This window comes from Pseudomonas sp. FP1742, from assembly GCF_030687145.1.
GTDB classification, from domain to species: domain Bacteria; phylum Pseudomonadota; class Gammaproteobacteria; order Pseudomonadales; family Pseudomonadaceae; genus Aquipseudomonas; species Aquipseudomonas frederiksbergensis_D.
In genome coordinates this window covers 837,970-854,569 of the sequence record NZ_CP117460.1, presented here as the reverse complement: position 1 = coordinate 854,569, position 16,600 = coordinate 837,970, and the positions used below count along the sequence as shown (strand labels likewise).

The window sequence follows — 16,600 nt, the reverse complement described above, 5'->3', positions numbered from 1 at the left end:
GGTGTTGCTTTATATGCAGATCGCATTGGTAAACACCAACCGATTCCCGAACGGATCACTGATGGTCATGTCCTGGCTTCCCCAGGGCATGGCCTGAATCTGTGGGTGCGCGAACGTGTATTGCTTGGCCAACAACTGCTGCTGGAACGCCTCAAGCTCATCGGTCTCGATCCGCAAGGCCGAACCCGGCGTGCTGTCGCCATGGTGCTCGGACAGGTGCAGCACGCATTCGCCACGGGAAACTTGCAGGTACAACGGGAAACCTGGCTCGAAACGATGCTGCCAGTCGACGGTGAAGCCCAGGAAGTCGACGTAGAACTCCAAGGCCTTGGCTTCGTCGAAAATCCGCAGGATCGGGGTGGTTTTGCCGAAGCTCATAGGGTTGCTCCCTGACTGAAAAGACACCCAGTGTAGTTGGGCAGGATGTCAGCGCTTCGGCTTGGCGATGGCTTTCTTTAATTGCAATGTGCCACCAGCGTGACTGACTCCTCGGAATGGTTACTGAAACCCGTCCCGCAGATCCCCTTCCCGCGCCAGAAACCGTCCTTCCCGTTTCCCGTTCGCCTGGCCTTCGCTGTAACTCAACACACCGTTGACCCAAACACCTTCAATCCCCTCCGCCGCCCGTTGCGGGTCAGTGAAGTCCGCCACGTCGCGAATGGTCACCGGATCGAACAACACCAGGTCCGCCCAATGCCCTTCACGGATTTCACCCCGTTCCTTCAAGCCAAAACGCGCCGCCGACAGCCCGGTCATTTTGTGTACGGCGGTGTGCAACGGAAACAGCCCGACGTCGCGACTGAAATGCCCGAGCACCCGTGGAAAGGCGCCCCACAAGCGCGGATGCGGGAATGGATCTTCCGGCAATCCGTCAGACCCTACCATCGACAACGGATGGGCGAGGATTCTTCGTACATCGGCCTCGTCCATGCCGTAGTACACCGCGCCGGCCGGTTGCAGGCGGCGGGCCGCTTCGAGCAAGGGCACGTTCCATTGCGCGGCGATGTCCATCAGGTCGCGGCCACCCAGGTCCGGGTGCGGCGTGGACCAAGTGATGGTGATGCGATGGGCGTCGGTGACTTGCTTGAGGTCCAGGGTCGAAGAACTCGCCGCGTAGGGATAACAATCGCAACCCACCGGATGAGATTTCGCAGCCTCCTCAAGCGAGGCCAGCAGTTGCGGACTACGCCCCCAGTTGCCGGCCCCGGCGCATTTGAGGTGGGAAATGATCACCGGGGATTGCGCATGCCGACCGATCCGGAATGCTTCGTCCATGGCCTCTAATACCGGTTCGAATTCGCTGCGCAAATGGGTGGTGTACACCGCGCCGAACATCGTCAGTTCTTCGCTCAGTTGCATCACTTCGTCGGTGGATGCCGAGAATGCGTTGGCGTAGGCCAGACCGGTGGATAAACCCAAGGCGCCGGCCTCAAGACTTTCACGCAGTTGCGCGCGCATCGCGCTGATTTCATCCGGCGTGGCAGTGCGAAACAGGTCGTCGAGGTGGTTGCTGCGCAACGCGGTGTGCCCCACCAGTGCGGCCACGTTCAGTGCGGTGTTCGCCGCTTCGACGGCTGCGCGATAGTTGCTGAAGCGCGGATAAACGAACGCCGCGGCGGTGCCGAGGAGGTTCATCGGGTCCGGCGGATCGCCGCGCAGGCTGACCGGTGAAGCGCTGATCCCGCAGTTGCCGACAATCACCGTGGTCACGCCCTGGCTGAGCTTGGGCAGCATCTGCGGCTGACGAATCACCACCGTGTCGTCGTGGGTGTGCACGTCGATAAAACCGGGTGCCAGCACGCGGCCGGCGGCGTCGATTTCTTCGCTGGCGGTGGCCTCGTGCAAGTCGCCGATGCGCGCGATTCGGCCATTCAGAATCGCCACATCGGCGGGGTAGCCGGGAGTGTTGCTGCCATCGATGATCAGCGCATTGCGGATCAGCGTGTCGTACGTCATGTCAGTCTCCCAGCGGCAAGTGATCATCGCCGCCGCGGTAGTCGTCCAGGGCCAGTTTGATCCGCCGCAGACGTTCTTGATTGTCTTCAGGCCTGGCCAGCGCCAGCTCGGTGGCGAGCACGTCGATGGCCAGCAGCATGCCGTAGCGCGCCGCCGTGGGTTTGTAGATGAAGGACGTCTCGGCGCTTTGCAACGGCAACAGCACATCGGCCAACTGCGCCAGCGGCGAGTCGGCCCGGGTGATGGCGAGAATTCGTGCGCCGTAGCTGCGCGCCAGCTCCACCGCTTCGAGCAGCTCGGGCGTAATGCCGGTCAACGAGCAGGCGATGACCGCGTGTTCGGCGCCAAGGCTGGCGGCGGTGACACGCATCATCACCGGGTCGTGACACACCGCAATCGGGTAGCCGAGGCGCACCAGCCGTACTTGCAGTTCATCGCTGCACAGGGTCGAGCAGCCGCCCATGCCGAAGGCGTGAATCATCCGTGCCTTGCCCAACAATTTCACCGCATCGGCGAAGCGCGACTCATCGAACGCCGCCAGGTGCTGGCGCAAGGTCGACTCGATATCGCCGACGATTTGCCCGTAGAACGCCGACTGTTCGGGCGTGCCCGCCGGGTCCAGAAAGCGGCTACCGACGCCGCTGGCCTGGGCCAGTTGCAGGCGCAAATCCCGCAGGTCGCGGCAACCGACTGTGCGGGCGAATCGCGACAGCGTGGCAGTGCTGACTTCCGCCCGCTGCGCCAGCTCATCGAGGCTGGCGGATGCGGCAAATCCTACGTCGTCGAGCATCAGCCGAGCGATACGTCCTTCGCCGGCGCTGAAAGATTCCTGACGGGCGCGGATCTGATAGAGGATGTCCATGGCGGATGGCTCCGACTAAAGCAGGTGAGAAAGGCCAACAGTCAGACCGAAGGCGACCACCGAGATCAGCGTCTCGAGCACTGTCCAGGTCTTGAAGGTCTGGGTGACGGTCATGTTGAAGTATTCCTTGATCAACCAGAAGCCGCCGTCGTTGACGTGGGAAAAGATAACCGACCCCGCCCCCGTCGCCAGCACCAACAGCTCCGGGTGGGGATAACCCAGACCAACGGCCACCGGCGCGACAATCCCTGACGCTGTGGTCATGGCCACGGTGGCGGAACCAGTGGCGATGCGCATCAACGCGGCGAACAGCCAACCCATCAACAGCGGCGACAACTGGAATTCATTGGCCAGGCTGACGATCTGATCGGTCACGCCAGCGTCCACCAGAATCCGGTTCAAGCCACCGCCGGCGCCGACCAGCAAGGTGATGCTGGCGGTCGGTGCCAGGCATTCATTGGTGAACTTGAGGATCGATTCGCGGTTGAAGCCCTGGGCCAGGCCGAGGGTCCAGAAACTCAGCAAGGTCGCCAGCAGCAAGGCGATGACCGAGTTGCCGATGAACAGCAGGAACTGATTGAAACCGCTGCCCGGCGTGGAGATCAGGTTGGCCCAGCCGCCGATCAACATCAGCACCACCGGCAGCAGAATGGTGGCCATGGTGACACCAAAGCCCGGCAGGCTATCGCGCGGCTCACGCTCCAGGAACTGGCGTTCCAGGGGGTTATCGGCCGGCAGTTGAATGCGTGGCACGATGAACTTGGCGTACAGGGGACCGGCGATGATTGCGGTGGGGATGCCGATCAGAATCGCATAGAGCAAAGTCTGCCCCACCGACGCCTGATAGACCTGCACCGCCAGCATCGCCGCCGGGTGCGGCGGTACCAGCGCGTGGACCACCGAGAGCCCGGCGACCATCGGCAGACCGACCATCAGAATCGACACGCCCACCCGCCGCGCCACGGTGAACGCGATGGGCACCAGCAAGACAAACCCGACCTCGAAGAACAGCGGCAGCCCTACCAGAAAGGCGATACACACCATCGCCCAGTGGGCATTTTTCTCGCCGAAACGGTCGATCAAGGTGCGCGCCACCTGCTCGGCTCCGCCGGACTCGGCCATCATCTTGCCGAGCATCGTGCCCAGCGCCACCACCAGCGCAATGTGCCCCAACGTCTTGCCAACCCCGGCCTCATACGCCCCCACCACACCCGACGGCGGCATCCCCGCCAACAGCGCCAGGCCGATGGACACCAGGGTGATCACAATGAAGGGATTGATCCGGTAACGGGCGATCAGAACGATCAGCGCAATGATGGCGATGGCGGCGTAAACCAGCAGCCAATAGCCGAAGGAAAGCGTCATGCGGTACTCCTCGAAAGGGTCACGTCGAATGGGTTATGAAACTCATAAATCATTTCGACGGATTACTTTCAAACCAGATGAAAGTAATTTTCGTGGAGGGATAAGGGATGTCGTGCAGAGGTATGGAAGGTCGCGGGTTATGAAAATCGGATAGCGGAACTTTCATCCCTCTGCGTGAGAACAATCAGCGTAGAGGGATGATAGTTCCACTATCGAGGCAGGCTTGACTCTGCTGTATCGAGATCAAGTCATCAGAGATTGCGCGATAGCGCCCTGCGTACGCTATCACTGTTCAGCGCAGGGCTTTCAGTCTCGGCAGGGGATTGCGTCGGCGCAGGACTTTCGGCCTGGAAAGAGATTTCAGCCTGGACCGAGCTTTCGGCTTGAACAGGGCTTGGCGCCTGTTCGCGACTGGCGACTCGATTGTCCAGGGTCTCGATGTAGGCGTTCAAATCGCTGATCAGCAGTTTCTTGCGCTGGGCGCCCCGATACCACGCGTAGAAAAAATAGCCCGCCGCCGCCAGGAAGCCTAGCCCGGCCGTAGCAAGACCGGCGATGCACAATCCAAGCACGATCAGCACTGTCTTCCAGTTAAAGGGCGACAGTTCCAGTTCGGTATTCAGTGCACTCGCGTCACGCAGCACCCAGCGCTTGGACGCTGTGTGGTTCTGCAAAATGGTGTGCAGAGCCGAACCATCCTTTTTCAAGGCACTGATCAAAGAGATTTCCTGACCTGTGCGCAAAGGAATGTCCATACCGCGCAGCTTTACATCGTGCTCGATACCGTCCGGGGTTTTGACCCAGATCTCATGATTGATAATTGAAACAGAACTGATGCGCACAGGCGTCACATCGCCGTCGTTACCGTTCACCTGAACGCCGCCCGTGGATGTCACACGGGTCTCGCTGATTTTTTCGCTGCTCACCACTTCACCGCTCAAGACAGTGAAAGAAACGGTTTTATCGCCATGGGTAAAGTTATGCATTTCGATTCCTTGATAGACCCACGTCGATCGATGCGCAGGAGAAAGATCCGTATGCGGCGGATGCTACTAAGTAGCCATCACGCTGTCCATAATTCGCCACCACTCGTGACACAGAGCACAGGAACACCCCCCATCGATGTCAGTCGTGATGCTCGTTGGCGCGTTTAAGCAGTTTCTTGCAGCGCTCGGACAAATGCAGCACGCGCAGCTGCTTGCCGGCCTTGGTGTAGCGCTCGCGCAATGTCTTCAGCGCGGCGATGGCCGAATAGTCGACGAAGCTCAGGTGGCGACAGTCAACGGTGACCATGGACGGGTCATTGGCGGGATCGAACTGGTTGAGAAAAGGCGTCGTCGAGGCGAAGAACAACGTGCCATGCAGGAGGTAGAGCTTGCTGCCGTCGGCTTCAACGTGACTGTCGGCATACAGCTCGCGAGCCTGTTGCCAGGCAAAGTTGAGCGCCGCAATGATGATCCCGCACAACACGGCGATGGCCAGATCGGTGAACACCGTAATCACCGTGACCGCGATGATCACCAAGACATCGTTCAACGGCACCTTATTCAGCACCCGCAGCGAAGCCCAGGCGAAGGTCTGCTGGGACACCACGAACATCACCCCGACCAGTGCAGCCAGCGGGATACGCTCGATCAGGGGCGAAAGGAACAGTACGAACAGCAGGATCATCCCCCCGGCCACCGCACCAGACAGCCGACCGCGACCGCCGGAGCTGAGGTTGATCACGGTTTGCCCGATCATCGCGCAGCCACCCATGCCGCCGAACACACCAGAAACCATGTTGGCAGCGCCCAAGGCCACGCATTCGCGATCCGGATAGCCACGGCTCTCGGTGATCTCATCGGTGAGGTTCAGGGTCAGCAGGGTTTCCAGCAGGCCGACCACCGCCATCAATATCGCGTAAGGGACGATGATGCGCAGGGTGTCCAGGCTCCAGGGGATGTCTGGCAACGCAAATCCTGGCAAGCCACCGGCAATGTGCGCCATGTCGCCCAGGGTGCGGGTCGGCAGGCCGAGCAGATAAACCGCCAGCCCGACACCCAGAATCGCCACCAGTGCCGGCGGCACGGCCCGCGTCAGGCGCGGCATCAGGTAGACGATGGCCATCGTCAGCACCACCAGCCCGATCATCATGTACAGCGGCGCGCCACTCAACCAGGCCTCACCGTTCTTGAAGTGCTCCAACTGGGCCAGCGCAATGACAATCGCCAGGCCGTTGACGAAGCCGAGCATCACCGGGTGCGGCACCATGCGCACCAACTTGCCGAGCCTCAACAGACCGAACGCCAGCATGATCAACCCACCCAGCAGCACCGTCGCCAGCAAGTACTGGACGCCGTGTTGCACCACCAGCGCAACGATCACCACGGCCATCGATCCGGCAGCACCGGATACCATCCCCGGCCGCCCACCGAAGAGCGCTGTCAGGGTGCAGATGATGAAAGCACCGTAAAGCCCCATCAATGGATTGAGGTGGGCCACCAGCGCGAAAGCGATGCATTCGGGCAGCAGGGCGAAAGAGGTGGTGAGTCCGGCCAGGACATCGGCGCGCAGACGTTTGGGCTTCATGGCTTACCTAAAAATACAGGCGGGAAAAGAGGGACGCGGATGTTACGGAATTGACGGCGGGCCGGCCAGTGAATGGATTGCGCGCCCGCTCCCACATTGGCCCTGTGTCATTCCCATCATCGTCAGTCGACACAAGTCCAGTGTGGGAGCGGGCTTGCTCGCGAAGAACGATGACGCGGTCGCCGAATCAGCCCCTGAAATCGGCAATCGCATAAGCCGCCAACTTGCCCTGGATGAAGTCCAGAAAGCACTGGATCCGCAGGGCCAGTTGCGAGTTGCGGTAGTACACCGCGTTGATGGGTTGGCGATAGCCGCTGTTGAACTCCGCCAGCAGCACCTGCAAGCGGCCGGCGCGGATGTCGTCGATGGTCATGAAGTGCGACAGGCAGGCAATGCCTTGGCCGGCCAGCGCCAGGTGCCTGACCGTCTCGCCACTCGACGCGCTGATCGACGCCTGAATCGGCCAGCGATCACCGTGGACATAACGCAGCGGCCATTGGTTGAGACCTTCGTTATGGGTAAAGCCCAGCAGCGTGTGCTCGCTCAAATCCTCGACAGCGCCAGGCACGCCGTGCTGTTCCAGATACGCCGGGCTGGCAACGATGTGCAGCGGGCTGCAACCCAGGGAGCGGGCGTGCAGGGTCGAGTCGGCCAGCGTGCCGATGCGGATGGCGATGTCGGTGCTTTGTTCGAGCAGGTCGATGATCAAATCGTTGCTATTGAGTTCGAGCTGGATGTCCGGGTAGAGACGGCGGAACTCATCGATGTACGGCACGATGGCGTGCAGCATGAACGGCGAGGCGGCGTTGATGCGCAGACGCCCGGACGGGGTTTGCTGGCGTGAAGACAGACGTTCTTCGAGCTCGTCCATCTGATCGAGAATCAGTTTGGCGTGTTCGAAGAAGTACTTGCCCTCCTCGGTCAGGTCCATGCGCCGGGTGGTGCGGTTGATCAGTGTGGTGTCGAGCTTGGCCTCCAGCCGCGACAGCGTGCGGCTGACCGCAGACGGCGTTTGCCCGACCTGTTCAGCCGCAGCCGAAATCGACCCGCACTCAATCACGCAGACGAAAATCTGTAACTCGTCGGATCTGGCTTTCACGTGTGTCCCTTATCGATAGTCCTGCGCCGCGTCAGATATCGATAGTAGCCGAGCGTCATGCCTTAAGGCCAAACACCTCGGTCAAGTGCTGCTCATAACACGCCACATCGGCTTGGATGTTCGGGCGCTTCATCACATCGACACACAAGAAGGTCGGCAAACCGGTCATGCCGAGGAAGGTGTTGGCCTTGTGGAACGGGAAGTACACCGCGTCCACGCCCTTGGCTTCGAAGAAGTCGGTCGAGTCGTCGAAGGCTTGCTGCGGGGCGTTCCAGGTCACCGACAGCATGTATTTTTTACCGTGCAACAAGCCGCCGCTGCCGTACTTCTGCGACGCATCGGAGCGCGTGCGGCCATCGCTGGCGTAGAGGCTGCCGTGGCCTGCAGTGAAGACTTCATCGACGTACTTCTTGACCGTCCAGGGCGCGCCCATCCACCAGCCGGGCATCTGATAGATGATCACATCGGCCCAGAGGAATTTGGCGACTTCTTCAGCGACGTCGTAGCCCTCGTCGATGAACGTGGTTTTCACATCCACACCACCGCGATCCAACACGCTCAACGCTGCTTCGTGCAACGTCGTGTTGTAGCGACCATCGGAGTGGGCAAATTTTTTGCCGCCATTGAGCAACAGGACTTTTTTCATGAGAAATCTCGCAAGGTTGGAATCGATGGCGGCAGCCTAACGATCAGCCTCGCGCGGAATAAGCGCTCGATCCGCAAAACTCATTTGATCTATACGCACGAATCAACAAGCGATTGTTGCCATAAACTTGCGCCGATTCTGACTGTTTAGGAGATTCTGATGAGCGAACTGCAAGGCTTCATCCTGCACGCCAAGACCCGCCCGGATAAAGCCGAGGCCTTCGAAGCGTTCTTCCGCGCCTATGTCGAACCGAGTCGCGCCGAGCCCGGTTGCATCGAGTACCACATGCTGCGAGACAAACAGGACCCGACGCTGTTTATCTTCTACGAGATCTGGCAATCCCAGGCCCATCTGGACGTGCACTCGAACCTGCCGCACATGAAGCAGTTCCTCGACATGCGCATGGAGTATCTGGAGCGGGATTTCGATATCCGCCCGATCGAGATGCTCAGCACATCCTCCGCTAGCCGCTGATCAGCAAGTGGCCGCCGAGTACGCCGAGGCCAATGAAGAACACGCGCTTGAACAACACGGCGCTGATCCGCTGGCGCAGCCATTGCCCCAGCAACATGCCGAGCACCGCCGGAATCAGCGCCAGCAGCGACGCGCTCAACTCGCCACCGCCGAGGGCTCCGCGCCATGACAGGCCGGCGGCCAACGCGAGGGTCGACACGGTGAACGACAGGCCCAGCGCCTGCACCAGTTCATCCTTGCTCAAGCCGAGCGCTTGCAGATATGGCACCGCCGGAATCACGAAAACGCCGGTGGCCGAAGTAATGATGCCCGTCAGCACACCGCAGAGCGGCCCGAGCCAACGCTCGGTGCGACCGCCGACGCGCAAGGTCGGCAGGAACAACCCGCTCAAGGCGTAGATCAACAACGCCGCCCCCAGCCCCCGCACCACCCAATGCCCACCGGCCATGCCTATCCACACTGTGCCGCCAGTGCCGATGAAAATCGCCAGCAGCATCGGCCACAAGCGGTGCAACAGCCCGCGCAAATGACCACCGAAGGCCAGTTGCCAGACGTTGGTCAGCGTCGCGGGAATGATCAACAGCGCCGCAGCCTGCGACGGCGCCATAGCCAGGCCGAGCAGGCCCATGGCAATGGTCGGCAGGCCGAGGCCGATCACGCCTTTGATCATCCCGGCCAGCAGGAAGGTGGCGACAACCAATAACGACAGGGCCAGGCCCAGATGTTGATAGAACGCGGCGAGTGTCTTCATGGGGCTATCGTGGGCCCCGAAGGTTGCCTTGAAAATCTGCCATATACTGAGGCTGCCTCTTGCTGCACAAGAGGCATAAGTCTACGCCGATGCTGCTGGCGCTTTCGCGGGCAAGCCCGCTCCCACAATGGATCTCGGATGTACCGACTTTTTGTGTCCACACCAGACCCTGTGGGAGCGGGCTTGCCCGCGAAGACCTCCGCCCAGCCAACAAACCTCCCGAGGCTGTAACAATGCACTTCGACCTCACCGACCTGCGCCTCTACCTGAACATCCTCGACACCGGCAACATCACCGCCGGCGCTGCCCGCAGCCATTTGTCGCTGGCGGCGGCAAGTGCGCGAATCCGTGCCATGGAAGCTTCACTGGGTATCGAGTTTCTGGAGCGAGGTCGCCGCGGTATCAGCCCGACTCCGGCCGGCAAGGCCCTGGCGCAGCACGCCAGAGTTCTTCTGCAACAGGCCGAGCGCATGCAGCAGGACCTGATCGAATACGCCAAAGGCGTCAAAGGCCAGGTGCGGTTGTTGTGCAATACCACAGCGATCACCGAATACCTGCCGGAGTTGCTGGCAGACTTTCTGCGCGACCATCCAAACCTCGATATCGACCTGCAAGAGCTGCCCAGCGCGCGCATCACCCACGCCTTGCGCCAAGGCGCGGCAGACCTTGGGATCGTGTCCGACGCCGTGGACACCGATGGTCTTCAGACCCGCCATTTCCGTGACGACCCATTGGTGCTGATCCTGCCGTGGGATCACCCCTTGGCCGATGCCGGTGCGTTAAATTTCAGCGCCACTTTGCACCACGACTATGTCGGCCTGAACGCCAACAGTGCCTTGGCCGTGTACCTGGAAGAACAAGCCCTGCACTGCGGCTTGCGGATGCAGATCCGCATCCGTGCCGATGGTTTCGACGGTGTGATGCGCATGGTCGCCCGGGGGGCCGGGCTGGGAATCGTGCCCCAGGCGGCGGTCGAGCGCTGGCCAGCTGAAACAGCCTTCAAAAGCATCGCACTGGAAGAGCCGTGGGCCCGACGCAAACTGTTGCTGTGCGCCCGGGACTTCGCCGTGCTGCCCGGTTATGCCCAGGCCTTGCTGAACGCCTTGACTCTGCCCTGAGGGGCAGGTTTTTGCCCGCCGGAAAATCTTTGAGCGTTTGCGCGTTTCTGGACAGCTCGATGTCGAATACAGACAACTGAGCGGAGCATGGGCGCTATAGGGTGCGACTTCAGTTCTTCAGTACCACTTTCTATATTCCAAGGCCCGGAGTCCACATGACCGCACCGATTACCGTTCTTCGCGACACTCACCCGTTGCCCGTACTCGACGCCTGCAAATGGGAAAAGCTCGAAGGCGATCCGCACACCGTCAACCTCAACGCGTATACCAGCGAAGATGGCAGCAAGATCATGGGCACCTGGATCTGCACACCGGGCAAGTGGTATGTGGAATACGTGAAGTGGGAGTACTGCCATTTCCAGGAAGGCTACTGCATCATCACCCCTGAAGGCATGGCGCCGATCCACCTGCGCGCCGGTGACATTTTCGTCATCGAGCCTGGGATGAAAGGCACGTGGGAAGTGGTTGAAACCGTGCGCAAGTATTTCGTGTTTGCCTGATACAAAAAACCGAGAGACCACCCGACGTGGTCTCTCGGAAAAATGCATGCATGAATCCTGTGGCGAGGGAGCTTGCTCCCGTTCTGCTGCGAAGCAGTCGTAGAATCAGCAAATACGTTCTATCCGAAACTCCGTCTTTGCTGGTTAGGGTCCGCTTCGCGAACCAACGGGAGCAAGCTCCCTCGCCACAACAGCTTATTGAGGTTTGCGATAGCTGTTGATAATCGCCGAGAAGTCCTTGCCACCTTCCCCACGCAGGCTCATCGCCTGATACAACTGCTGGGCCACCGCGCCGAGCACGACCGGTTGGTGCGCCTGACGCGCCGCCTCAGTGGCCAGCCCCAGATCCTTGAGCATCAGTTCTGCACCGAAACCGCCGGTATAACCGCGCGAGGCGGGCGCCGTTTCGACGATACCCGGCCACGGGTTGTACATCTCCGAACTCCAGCAGCGCCCGGTTGAACTGTTGATGACACCCGCCAGCACGGTTGTATCGATACCCAGGGCGCTGCCCAGCGCCATGGCTTCGCTGACACCGACCATGGAAATCCCCAGCAGCAGGTTGTTGCAGATCTTGGCGATTTGCCCGGTGCCGACTTCGCCGCAATGGACGATGTTGCGCCCCATCTGCGCCAGCACCGGTTGCAGAGTAGCGAACAGTTCAGGCGTGGCGCCGACCATGAAGGTCAGCGTCCCGGCCGCTGCGCCGCCAGTGCCACCGGAAACCGGGGCATCGGCCATGGCCACGTCTTGCTTTGCGGCCGCCGCGGCAACATCTCGCGCCGTCTGCGGATCGATGGTGCTGCAATCCACTGCCGGCACGCCTTTGGCGATTCCCGCCAGCACGCCATCTTCACCCAGCCAGACGCTACGCACATGAGCCGCGGCCGGCAGCATGGTGATCACCAGTTGCGCGTCTTTCGACGCTTCCTTCGGTGAAGTGCTGATGGTACCGCCGAGTTGAGCCAGTTCGGCCAGCACGGTTTGATTGAGGTCAAACAGGTTCAGCGAATGGCCAGCCTTGATCAGGTTGCGCGCCATCGGCGCGCCCATGTTGCCGAGACCGATAAAAGCGATTTTCATGTCCGGCTCCTTAACGCAAGTGGATGGTAGTGTTCACACCGTGGTTGATGCTGTCGTCATCGAACCAACGTGCAGTGACGGTCTTGGTTTGAGTGTAGAACTGCACCACTTGCTTGCCATACGGACCGAGGTCGCCGAGCTTCGAACCACGGGAACCGGTGAAGCTGAAGAACGGCACCGGCACCGGGATCGGGATGTTGATGCCGACCTGGCCAACGTCGATTTCCGACTGGAATTTACGTGCCGCCGCGCCACTCTGGGTGAACAGACCCGTGCCGTTGCCGAACGGGTTGGCGTTGACCAGGGCGATGGCCTCATCGAGGGTGTCGACTTCCAGCACTACCAGCACCGGGCCGAAAATTTCCTGAGTGTAGATCTGCATCTCAGGGGTTACGCCAGAGAACAAGGTCGGGCCGACAAAGTTGCCCTGCTCGTAGCCCGGAACAGTGATGTCGCGACCGTCCAGCTCCAGCTTGGCGCCTTCCTTGATCCCGCTTTCGATCAGCTCGAGAATCCGTGCCTTGGCCCGCTTGGAAATCACCGGACCAACATCAGTGCCTGGCTCGCTGCCGGCATTGACCTTGAGTTTCTGCGCCAGCGCCTTGAGATCCGGCAGCCATTGTTTGGCCGCGCCCACCAGCACCACCACCGAGGTGGCCATGCAGCGTTGCCCGGCCGCACCGAAACCGGCGCCGACCAGTGCATTGAGCGCTTGCTCGCGGTTGGCATCGGGCAGCACAACAGCGTGGTTCTTGGCCCCCATCATCGATTGCACGCGCTTGCCGTGTTTGCCGGCCAGCTCGTAGACATGCGTGCCGACCGCGGTCGAACCGACGAACGAAACAGCCTTGATGTCCTTGTGGGTGCAAAGCGCATCGACCACATCCTTGCCACCATGAACGACGTTGAGCACACCCGGCGGAATGCCGGCTTCAATCGCCAGTTCCACCAACAGCATGGTCGACATCGGATCCTGCTCGGAAGGCTTGAGCACGAAGGTGTTGCCGCAGGCGATGGCCATCGGGAACATCCACAGCGGAATCATCGCCGGAAAGTTGAACGGGGTAATGCCGGCACAAACGCCGATCGGCTGACGCAGGGTGTAGGTATCAACACCGCCAGCGACGTTCTCGGCGAACTCGCCCATTTGCAGGCTGCCAATGGAGCAGGCGTGCTCGACCACTTCCAGGCCACGGAAGATATCGCCCTCAGCGTCGGCGATGGTTTTACCCTGCTCATTGCTGAGCACCACGGCAATACGCTTGGAGTGCTCGCGAATCAGCGCCTGAAGCTTGAGCATGATGCGCATCCGCGCGCCGACTGGCGTCAGCTTCCAGGTCTGAAAGGCGCGATGAGCGGCGCTGATGGCGGCATCGACTTCAGCGGCGGTCGCGAAGGGGACTTTGGCCAACACTTGTTGGGTCGCCGGGTTGACGATGTCGTGCCATTCGGTGGTCTGGGATTCGACCCACTCGCCATCGATCAACAACTTGACCTTTTGCACGGTGGTTTCTAGCGATGCGTTCATGTTGGTCTCCGGGACGTTGTTCTTATTAAGAGAGCTATCTTTGGAGCCAAGGCGAGAAAGTCGCCTTGAGATGAGGCGTGTGTCGCGAATTGGTTGTCGGACTGTTTTTGGAGTATAGATGTGCAAACTTCTAATAAGAACGCACATAAAAGCCGGTCCATCATGCAAAAAAACATCACGTCTTTAGGCTCGTTGAACTGGGATGACCTCAAGTTTTTCCTCGAGGTAGCCCGCACCCGCAAGGCCAGCACCGCAGCCAAGCGCCTGGCGGTGGACTACACCACCGTGTCGCGGCGCATCAGTTCGCTGGAGGCCTCGTTGGGTACGCTGTTGTTCGAGAAATCCCGCACCAGCGGTTTCGTCCTGACCGCTGAAGGCCAGCGGCTGCTGGGTTACGCCGAGTCGATCGAAAGCACCCTGCACATGGCCTGCGAGCAGGTTTCGGGCTCAGGGGTGGCGTTATCCGGGCATGTGCGCATGGGTTGTACAGAAGGGTTCGGCAGCTTTTTCATCACCCCGCAGCTGAGCCATTTCGTCGACGCCTACCCGGCGATCTCGGTGGACATCCTGCCGCTGCCGCACTTCATCAGCCTGTCCAAGCGCGAGGCAGACATTGTCATCGCCCTGGAGCGGCCGGAACACGGCCCTTATGTGTGCTGCAAACTCTGCGACTACCGATTGCAGTTGTACGCGACCCAGGATTACCTGGACAAACACCCACCGATCCGCCGCCCGGCAGACTTGGGCAAGCATCAATTCATCAGTTATGTGGACGACCTGGCGTTCAGCTCGGAGCTGTTGTACCTGGCGAATGTGCTGCCCGGTGCCAGTGCCAATCTGCGCAGCACCAGTGTGATCGCACAGTTCGTGGCGGCGCAGCAGGGACGATCACTGGCAATCCTGCCGTGCTTCCTGGCCGCTCAGGATCCCCGGCTGCTGCCGGTGTTACCACAAGAGATCACCATCACCCGGCAATTCTGGATGTACTGCCGGGAGGACCTGCGCAAGCTCAAGCGGATTACCTTGTTGTGGGACTACATCCGCAGCGTCACTGAGCTTAACCGCCCGTTATTGTTGGGCGAAACGCATGTCCTTCGGTTTGCAGACTGAGAATCTACAAGGAGTAAGGGAGCCTCATCGTAACGAGGTCAGCAGCCCCTTGGCAACGGTTTGTGACAGGGGTTGATACAGCACTTGTGACAGTCGAAAAGGTTCTTACAGTGGCGTACATGGGCGCGTTAAGGACCCCATGCGGGCATCGGTGTGGGCACCTGCGCAAGGGCATACGGGGGAACCTACGCTGTAATGAATCAATGAGGTGATGTCTCGGAAATTTCTATCAAATTCCCGCTAAGGCGGCCTACACGACCACCACCAGAGAGCCAACAGAAGTAAGCAGTGGACAGATCTTTGGTAAGTACGTAATTTCGCCGTTGGCCCTTGCCTGCCTCGGAGTACACACGCACCAACCTCGCTTTAGGCAACAAGTGAACTCCAGCGAATCGATGACAAGGAATTTTACTCACTGGTAGTTTGACTGCATTGACAGCCCGTGACCAAAGAGCTTTGAGCGTAGAGAACCATGAGCATTCCGAAAGTATTCATCTCCTATTCGCACGATTCGCAAGAACATAAGCAGTGGGTCTTAGAATTTGCGACAAGGCTACGTAACTCTGGTGTAGACGCAATACTGGACCAATGGGAGTTACAGCCAGGAGACGACCTTCCGCATTTCATGGAGCAAAACCTTGCGTCTTCCGACCGAGTGCTCATGATCTGCACTGAACGCTATGTAGGGAAAGCCAACTCGGGGTCAGGTGGGGTCGGTTATGAAAAGATGATTGTTACGGCGGATTTGATGAGGACCATTGATTCTAACAAGGTGATACCTTTAATTCGTCAAGCTGGGACTCATGAAACCCCTACGTTCTTGAAGTCAAAGTTATTTATTGACTTTTCGAGCGACGATCAGACCGAATTCTCCTTCGATGAGCTAATTCGGACTCTTCATGGCACACCGCTCTTTGTTAAACCTCCGGTAGGAAATAGTCCCTTCATACCTGTACTAAACAACCCACCTGAGCGGCAAGGTGATGCCATTCTCGAACTCATGAAAAGTTTGGTACGTATCTTTGAAAGGCAAAACGAAGACTATCTGAGTTACAGCGAATTGCGTGCTGACATCAATATATCCAGATTGATGCTTGATGTGCTGATCGAGCAAGCCAAAGAAGACGGCCTTATAACTCAAGGCGCGGGCAAGCTTCTGTACCTTACGACAAAAGGGAAGCAGTACGCCATATTCCATAAACTTTGAATTAGAACAAGTTCGGCGCAATCCGTTATTTTTGCTATTTGGGGTCGAGGCACTATGGATGACAGCAACTGATCGATTATGTTGAAAAAGTCGACCCGGCCAAATGGGCAATACATGGAGCGATGAAAACGTGATTTTTGTGGTTGCTACGTAACATCTGAGACCTTGATCCTTATGCGCGTATTGCGGATTCAATCTCAGAGGCGCTCTTTTCTGAGCAGGAAGCCGCAGCCGACTGTTTCAACAGAATCAGTTGAGTGCGGCCACTCGCTCTTTTGCAGGCATTTGTTCATGAGAAGTTCAATTAGGCGGTCAAGTTAATGCAATTAC

The 16,600-nt window shown here is 59.3% G+C and carries 16 protein-coding genes; 5 read left to right on the top strand and 11 right to left on the bottom strand.

What is annotated here, in order from left to right:
- Positions 1-9 precede the first annotated feature (9 nt).
- The 8 genes from PSH64_RS03705 to PSH64_RS03670 all read right to left on the bottom strand — a co-directional run bounded on the left by PSH64_RS03705 (position 10) and on the right by PSH64_RS03670 (position 8,499).
- Entirely contained in the window at positions 10-378 is a 369-nt protein-coding gene (locus PSH64_RS03705; protein WP_305479960.1) for a glyoxalase superfamily protein, read from the bottom strand.
- A 120-nt stretch (positions 379-498) separates the two neighbouring features.
- Complete coding sequence (locus tag PSH64_RS03700; protein WP_305479958.1) at positions 499-1,956, bottom strand: D-aminoacylase; 1,458 nt, start codon at positions 1,954-1,956, stop codon at positions 499-501.
- Position 1,957: 1 nt separating this feature from the next.
- Positions 1,958-2,818, bottom strand: coding sequence for a MurR/RpiR family transcriptional regulator (locus tag PSH64_RS03695; protein ID WP_305479957.1), 861 nt, complete (start codon positions 2,816-2,818; stop codon positions 1,958-1,960).
- A gap of 15 nt (positions 2,819-2,833) precedes the next feature.
- Positions 2,834-4,183, bottom strand: coding sequence for a gluconate:H+ symporter (locus PSH64_RS03690; protein WP_305479955.1), 1,350 nt, complete (start codon positions 4,181-4,183; stop codon positions 2,834-2,836).
- A 251-nt stretch (positions 4,184-4,434) separates the two neighbouring features.
- The gene (locus PSH64_RS03685; RefSeq protein ID WP_305479954.1) at positions 4,435-5,169 is read right to left on the bottom strand and encodes a hypothetical protein; all 735 of its coding nucleotides are present in this window, start codon (positions 5,167-5,169) and stop codon (positions 4,435-4,437) included.
- 139 nt (positions 5,170-5,308) lie between these two features.
- The gene (locus PSH64_RS03680; RefSeq protein ID WP_305479953.1) at positions 5,309-6,754 is read right to left on the bottom strand and encodes a SulP family inorganic anion transporter; all 1,446 of its coding nucleotides are present in this window, start codon (positions 6,752-6,754) and stop codon (positions 5,309-5,311) included.
- 187 nt (positions 6,755-6,941) lie between these two features.
- Positions 6,942-7,853, bottom strand: a complete 912-nt coding sequence (locus PSH64_RS03675; protein ID WP_305479951.1) for a LysR family transcriptional regulator — start codon at positions 7,851-7,853, stop codon at positions 6,942-6,944.
- Between the two features lie 55 nt (positions 7,854-7,908).
- Positions 7,909-8,499, bottom strand: coding sequence for an NAD(P)H-dependent oxidoreductase (locus PSH64_RS03670; protein WP_305479950.1), 591 nt, complete (start codon positions 8,497-8,499; stop codon positions 7,909-7,911).
- 159 nt (positions 8,500-8,658) lie between these two features.
- Here PSH64_RS03670 and PSH64_RS03665 point away from each other — a divergent pair, with 159 nt between their 5' ends.
- Complete coding sequence (locus PSH64_RS03665) at positions 8,659-8,973, top strand: putative quinol monooxygenase (protein ID WP_305479949.1); 315 nt, start codon at positions 8,659-8,661, stop codon at positions 8,971-8,973.
- Here the strand turns inward: PSH64_RS03665 and PSH64_RS03660 are convergent.
- Complete coding sequence (locus PSH64_RS03660) at positions 8,963-9,724, bottom strand: sulfite exporter TauE/SafE family protein (RefSeq protein WP_305479948.1); 762 nt, start codon at positions 9,722-9,724, stop codon at positions 8,963-8,965. The two genes, PSH64_RS03665 and PSH64_RS03660, sit on opposite strands and share 11 nt — an antisense overlap.
- A 233-nt stretch (positions 9,725-9,957) precedes the next feature.
- Between PSH64_RS03660 and PSH64_RS03655 the strand changes: the two genes are divergently transcribed.
- Both PSH64_RS03655 and PSH64_RS03650 read left to right on the top strand, forming a co-directional pair.
- On the top strand, positions 9,958-10,842 hold the full coding sequence (locus PSH64_RS03655) for a LysR family transcriptional regulator (RefSeq protein WP_305479946.1): 885 nt from the start codon (positions 9,958-9,960) through the stop codon (positions 10,840-10,842).
- Positions 10,843-10,997: 155 nt separating this feature from the next.
- Positions 10,998-11,342: a cupin domain-containing protein gene (locus tag PSH64_RS03650; RefSeq protein ID WP_007900627.1), complete on the top strand. Its 345-nt coding sequence runs from the start codon at positions 10,998-11,000 to the stop codon at positions 11,340-11,342.
- Positions 11,343-11,537: 195 nt separating this feature from the next.
- Here the strand turns inward: PSH64_RS03650 and mmsB are convergent, their stop codons facing one another.
- Together mmsB and PSH64_RS03640 are read right to left on the bottom strand one after the other, a co-directional pair.
- A complete protein-coding gene (gene mmsB, locus PSH64_RS03645) occupies positions 11,538-12,425 on the bottom strand; it encodes a 3-hydroxyisobutyrate dehydrogenase (RefSeq protein WP_019582621.1) in 888 nt (295 codons plus the stop codon).
- 10 nt (positions 12,426-12,435) lie between these two features.
- Positions 12,436-13,953 carry a CoA-acylating methylmalonate-semialdehyde dehydrogenase gene (locus PSH64_RS03640; protein WP_018929419.1) on the bottom strand — a complete coding sequence of 506 codons (1,518 nt, stop codon included), beginning with the start codon at positions 13,951-13,953 and terminating at the stop codon, positions 12,436-12,438.
- Between the two features lie 162 nt (positions 13,954-14,115).
- Between PSH64_RS03640 and PSH64_RS03635 the strand changes: the two genes are divergently transcribed.
- Together PSH64_RS03635 and PSH64_RS03630 are read left to right on the top strand one after the other, a co-directional pair.
- The gene (locus PSH64_RS03635) at positions 14,116-15,063 is read left to right on the top strand and encodes a LysR family transcriptional regulator (protein ID WP_305479944.1); all 948 of its coding nucleotides are present in this window, start codon (positions 14,116-14,118) and stop codon (positions 15,061-15,063) included.
- Between the two features lie 472 nt (positions 15,064-15,535).
- Positions 15,536-16,270 (top strand): toll/interleukin-1 receptor domain-containing protein, encoded by a 735-nt coding sequence (locus tag PSH64_RS03630; RefSeq protein ID WP_305479943.1) that lies wholly within the window; start codon positions 15,536-15,538, stop codon positions 16,268-16,270.
- Positions 16,271-16,600: the final 330 nt, after the last annotated feature.

Excerpts from the sequence above, each read along its gene's own strand:
- PSH64_RS03705 (WP_305479960.1), bottom strand. The coding sequence starts at position 378 with ATGAGCTTCGGCAAAACCACCCCGATCCTGCGGATTTTCGACGAAGCC.
- PSH64_RS03700 (WP_305479958.1), bottom strand. The coding sequence starts at position 1,956 with ATGACGTACGACACGCTGATCCGCAATGCGCTGATCATCGATGGCAGC.
- PSH64_RS03695 (WP_305479957.1), bottom strand. The coding sequence starts at position 2,818 with ATGGACATCCTCTATCAGATCCGCGCCCGTCAGGAATCTTTCAGCGCC.
- PSH64_RS03690 (WP_305479955.1), bottom strand. The coding sequence starts at position 4,183 with ATGACGCTTTCCTTCGGCTATTGGCTGCTGGTTTACGCCGCCATCGCC.
- PSH64_RS03685 (WP_305479954.1), bottom strand. The coding sequence starts at position 5,169 with ATGCATAACTTTACCCATGGCGATAAAACCGTTTCTTTCACTGTCTTG.
- PSH64_RS03680 (WP_305479953.1), bottom strand. The coding sequence starts at position 6,754 with ATGAAGCCCAAACGTCTGCGCGCCGATGTCCTGGCCGGACTCACCACC.
- PSH64_RS03670 (WP_305479950.1), bottom strand. The coding sequence starts at position 8,499 with ATGAAAAAAGTCCTGTTGCTCAATGGCGGCAAAAAATTTGCCCACTCC.
- PSH64_RS03665 (WP_305479949.1), top strand. The coding sequence starts at position 8,659 with ATGAGCGAACTGCAAGGCTTCATCCTGCACGCCAAGACCCGCCCGGAT.
- PSH64_RS03660 (WP_305479948.1), bottom strand. The coding sequence starts at position 9,724 with ATGAAGACACTCGCCGCGTTCTATCAACATCTGGGCCTGGCCCTGTCG.
- PSH64_RS03655 (WP_305479946.1), top strand. The coding sequence starts at position 9,958 with ATGCACTTCGACCTCACCGACCTGCGCCTCTACCTGAACATCCTCGAC.
- PSH64_RS03650 (WP_007900627.1), top strand. The coding sequence starts at position 10,998 with ATGACCGCACCGATTACCGTTCTTCGCGACACTCACCCGTTGCCCGTA.
- mmsB (WP_019582621.1), bottom strand. The coding sequence starts at position 12,425 with ATGAAAATCGCTTTTATCGGTCTCGGCAACATGGGCGCGCCGATGGCG.
- PSH64_RS03640 (WP_018929419.1), bottom strand. The coding sequence starts at position 13,953 with ATGAACGCATCGCTAGAAACCACCGTGCAAAAGGTCAAGTTGTTGATC.
- PSH64_RS03635 (WP_305479944.1), top strand. The coding sequence starts at position 14,116 with ATGCAAAAAAACATCACGTCTTTAGGCTCGTTGAACTGGGATGACCTC.
- PSH64_RS03630 (WP_305479943.1), top strand. The coding sequence starts at position 15,536 with ATGAGCATTCCGAAAGTATTCATCTCCTATTCGCACGATTCGCAAGAA.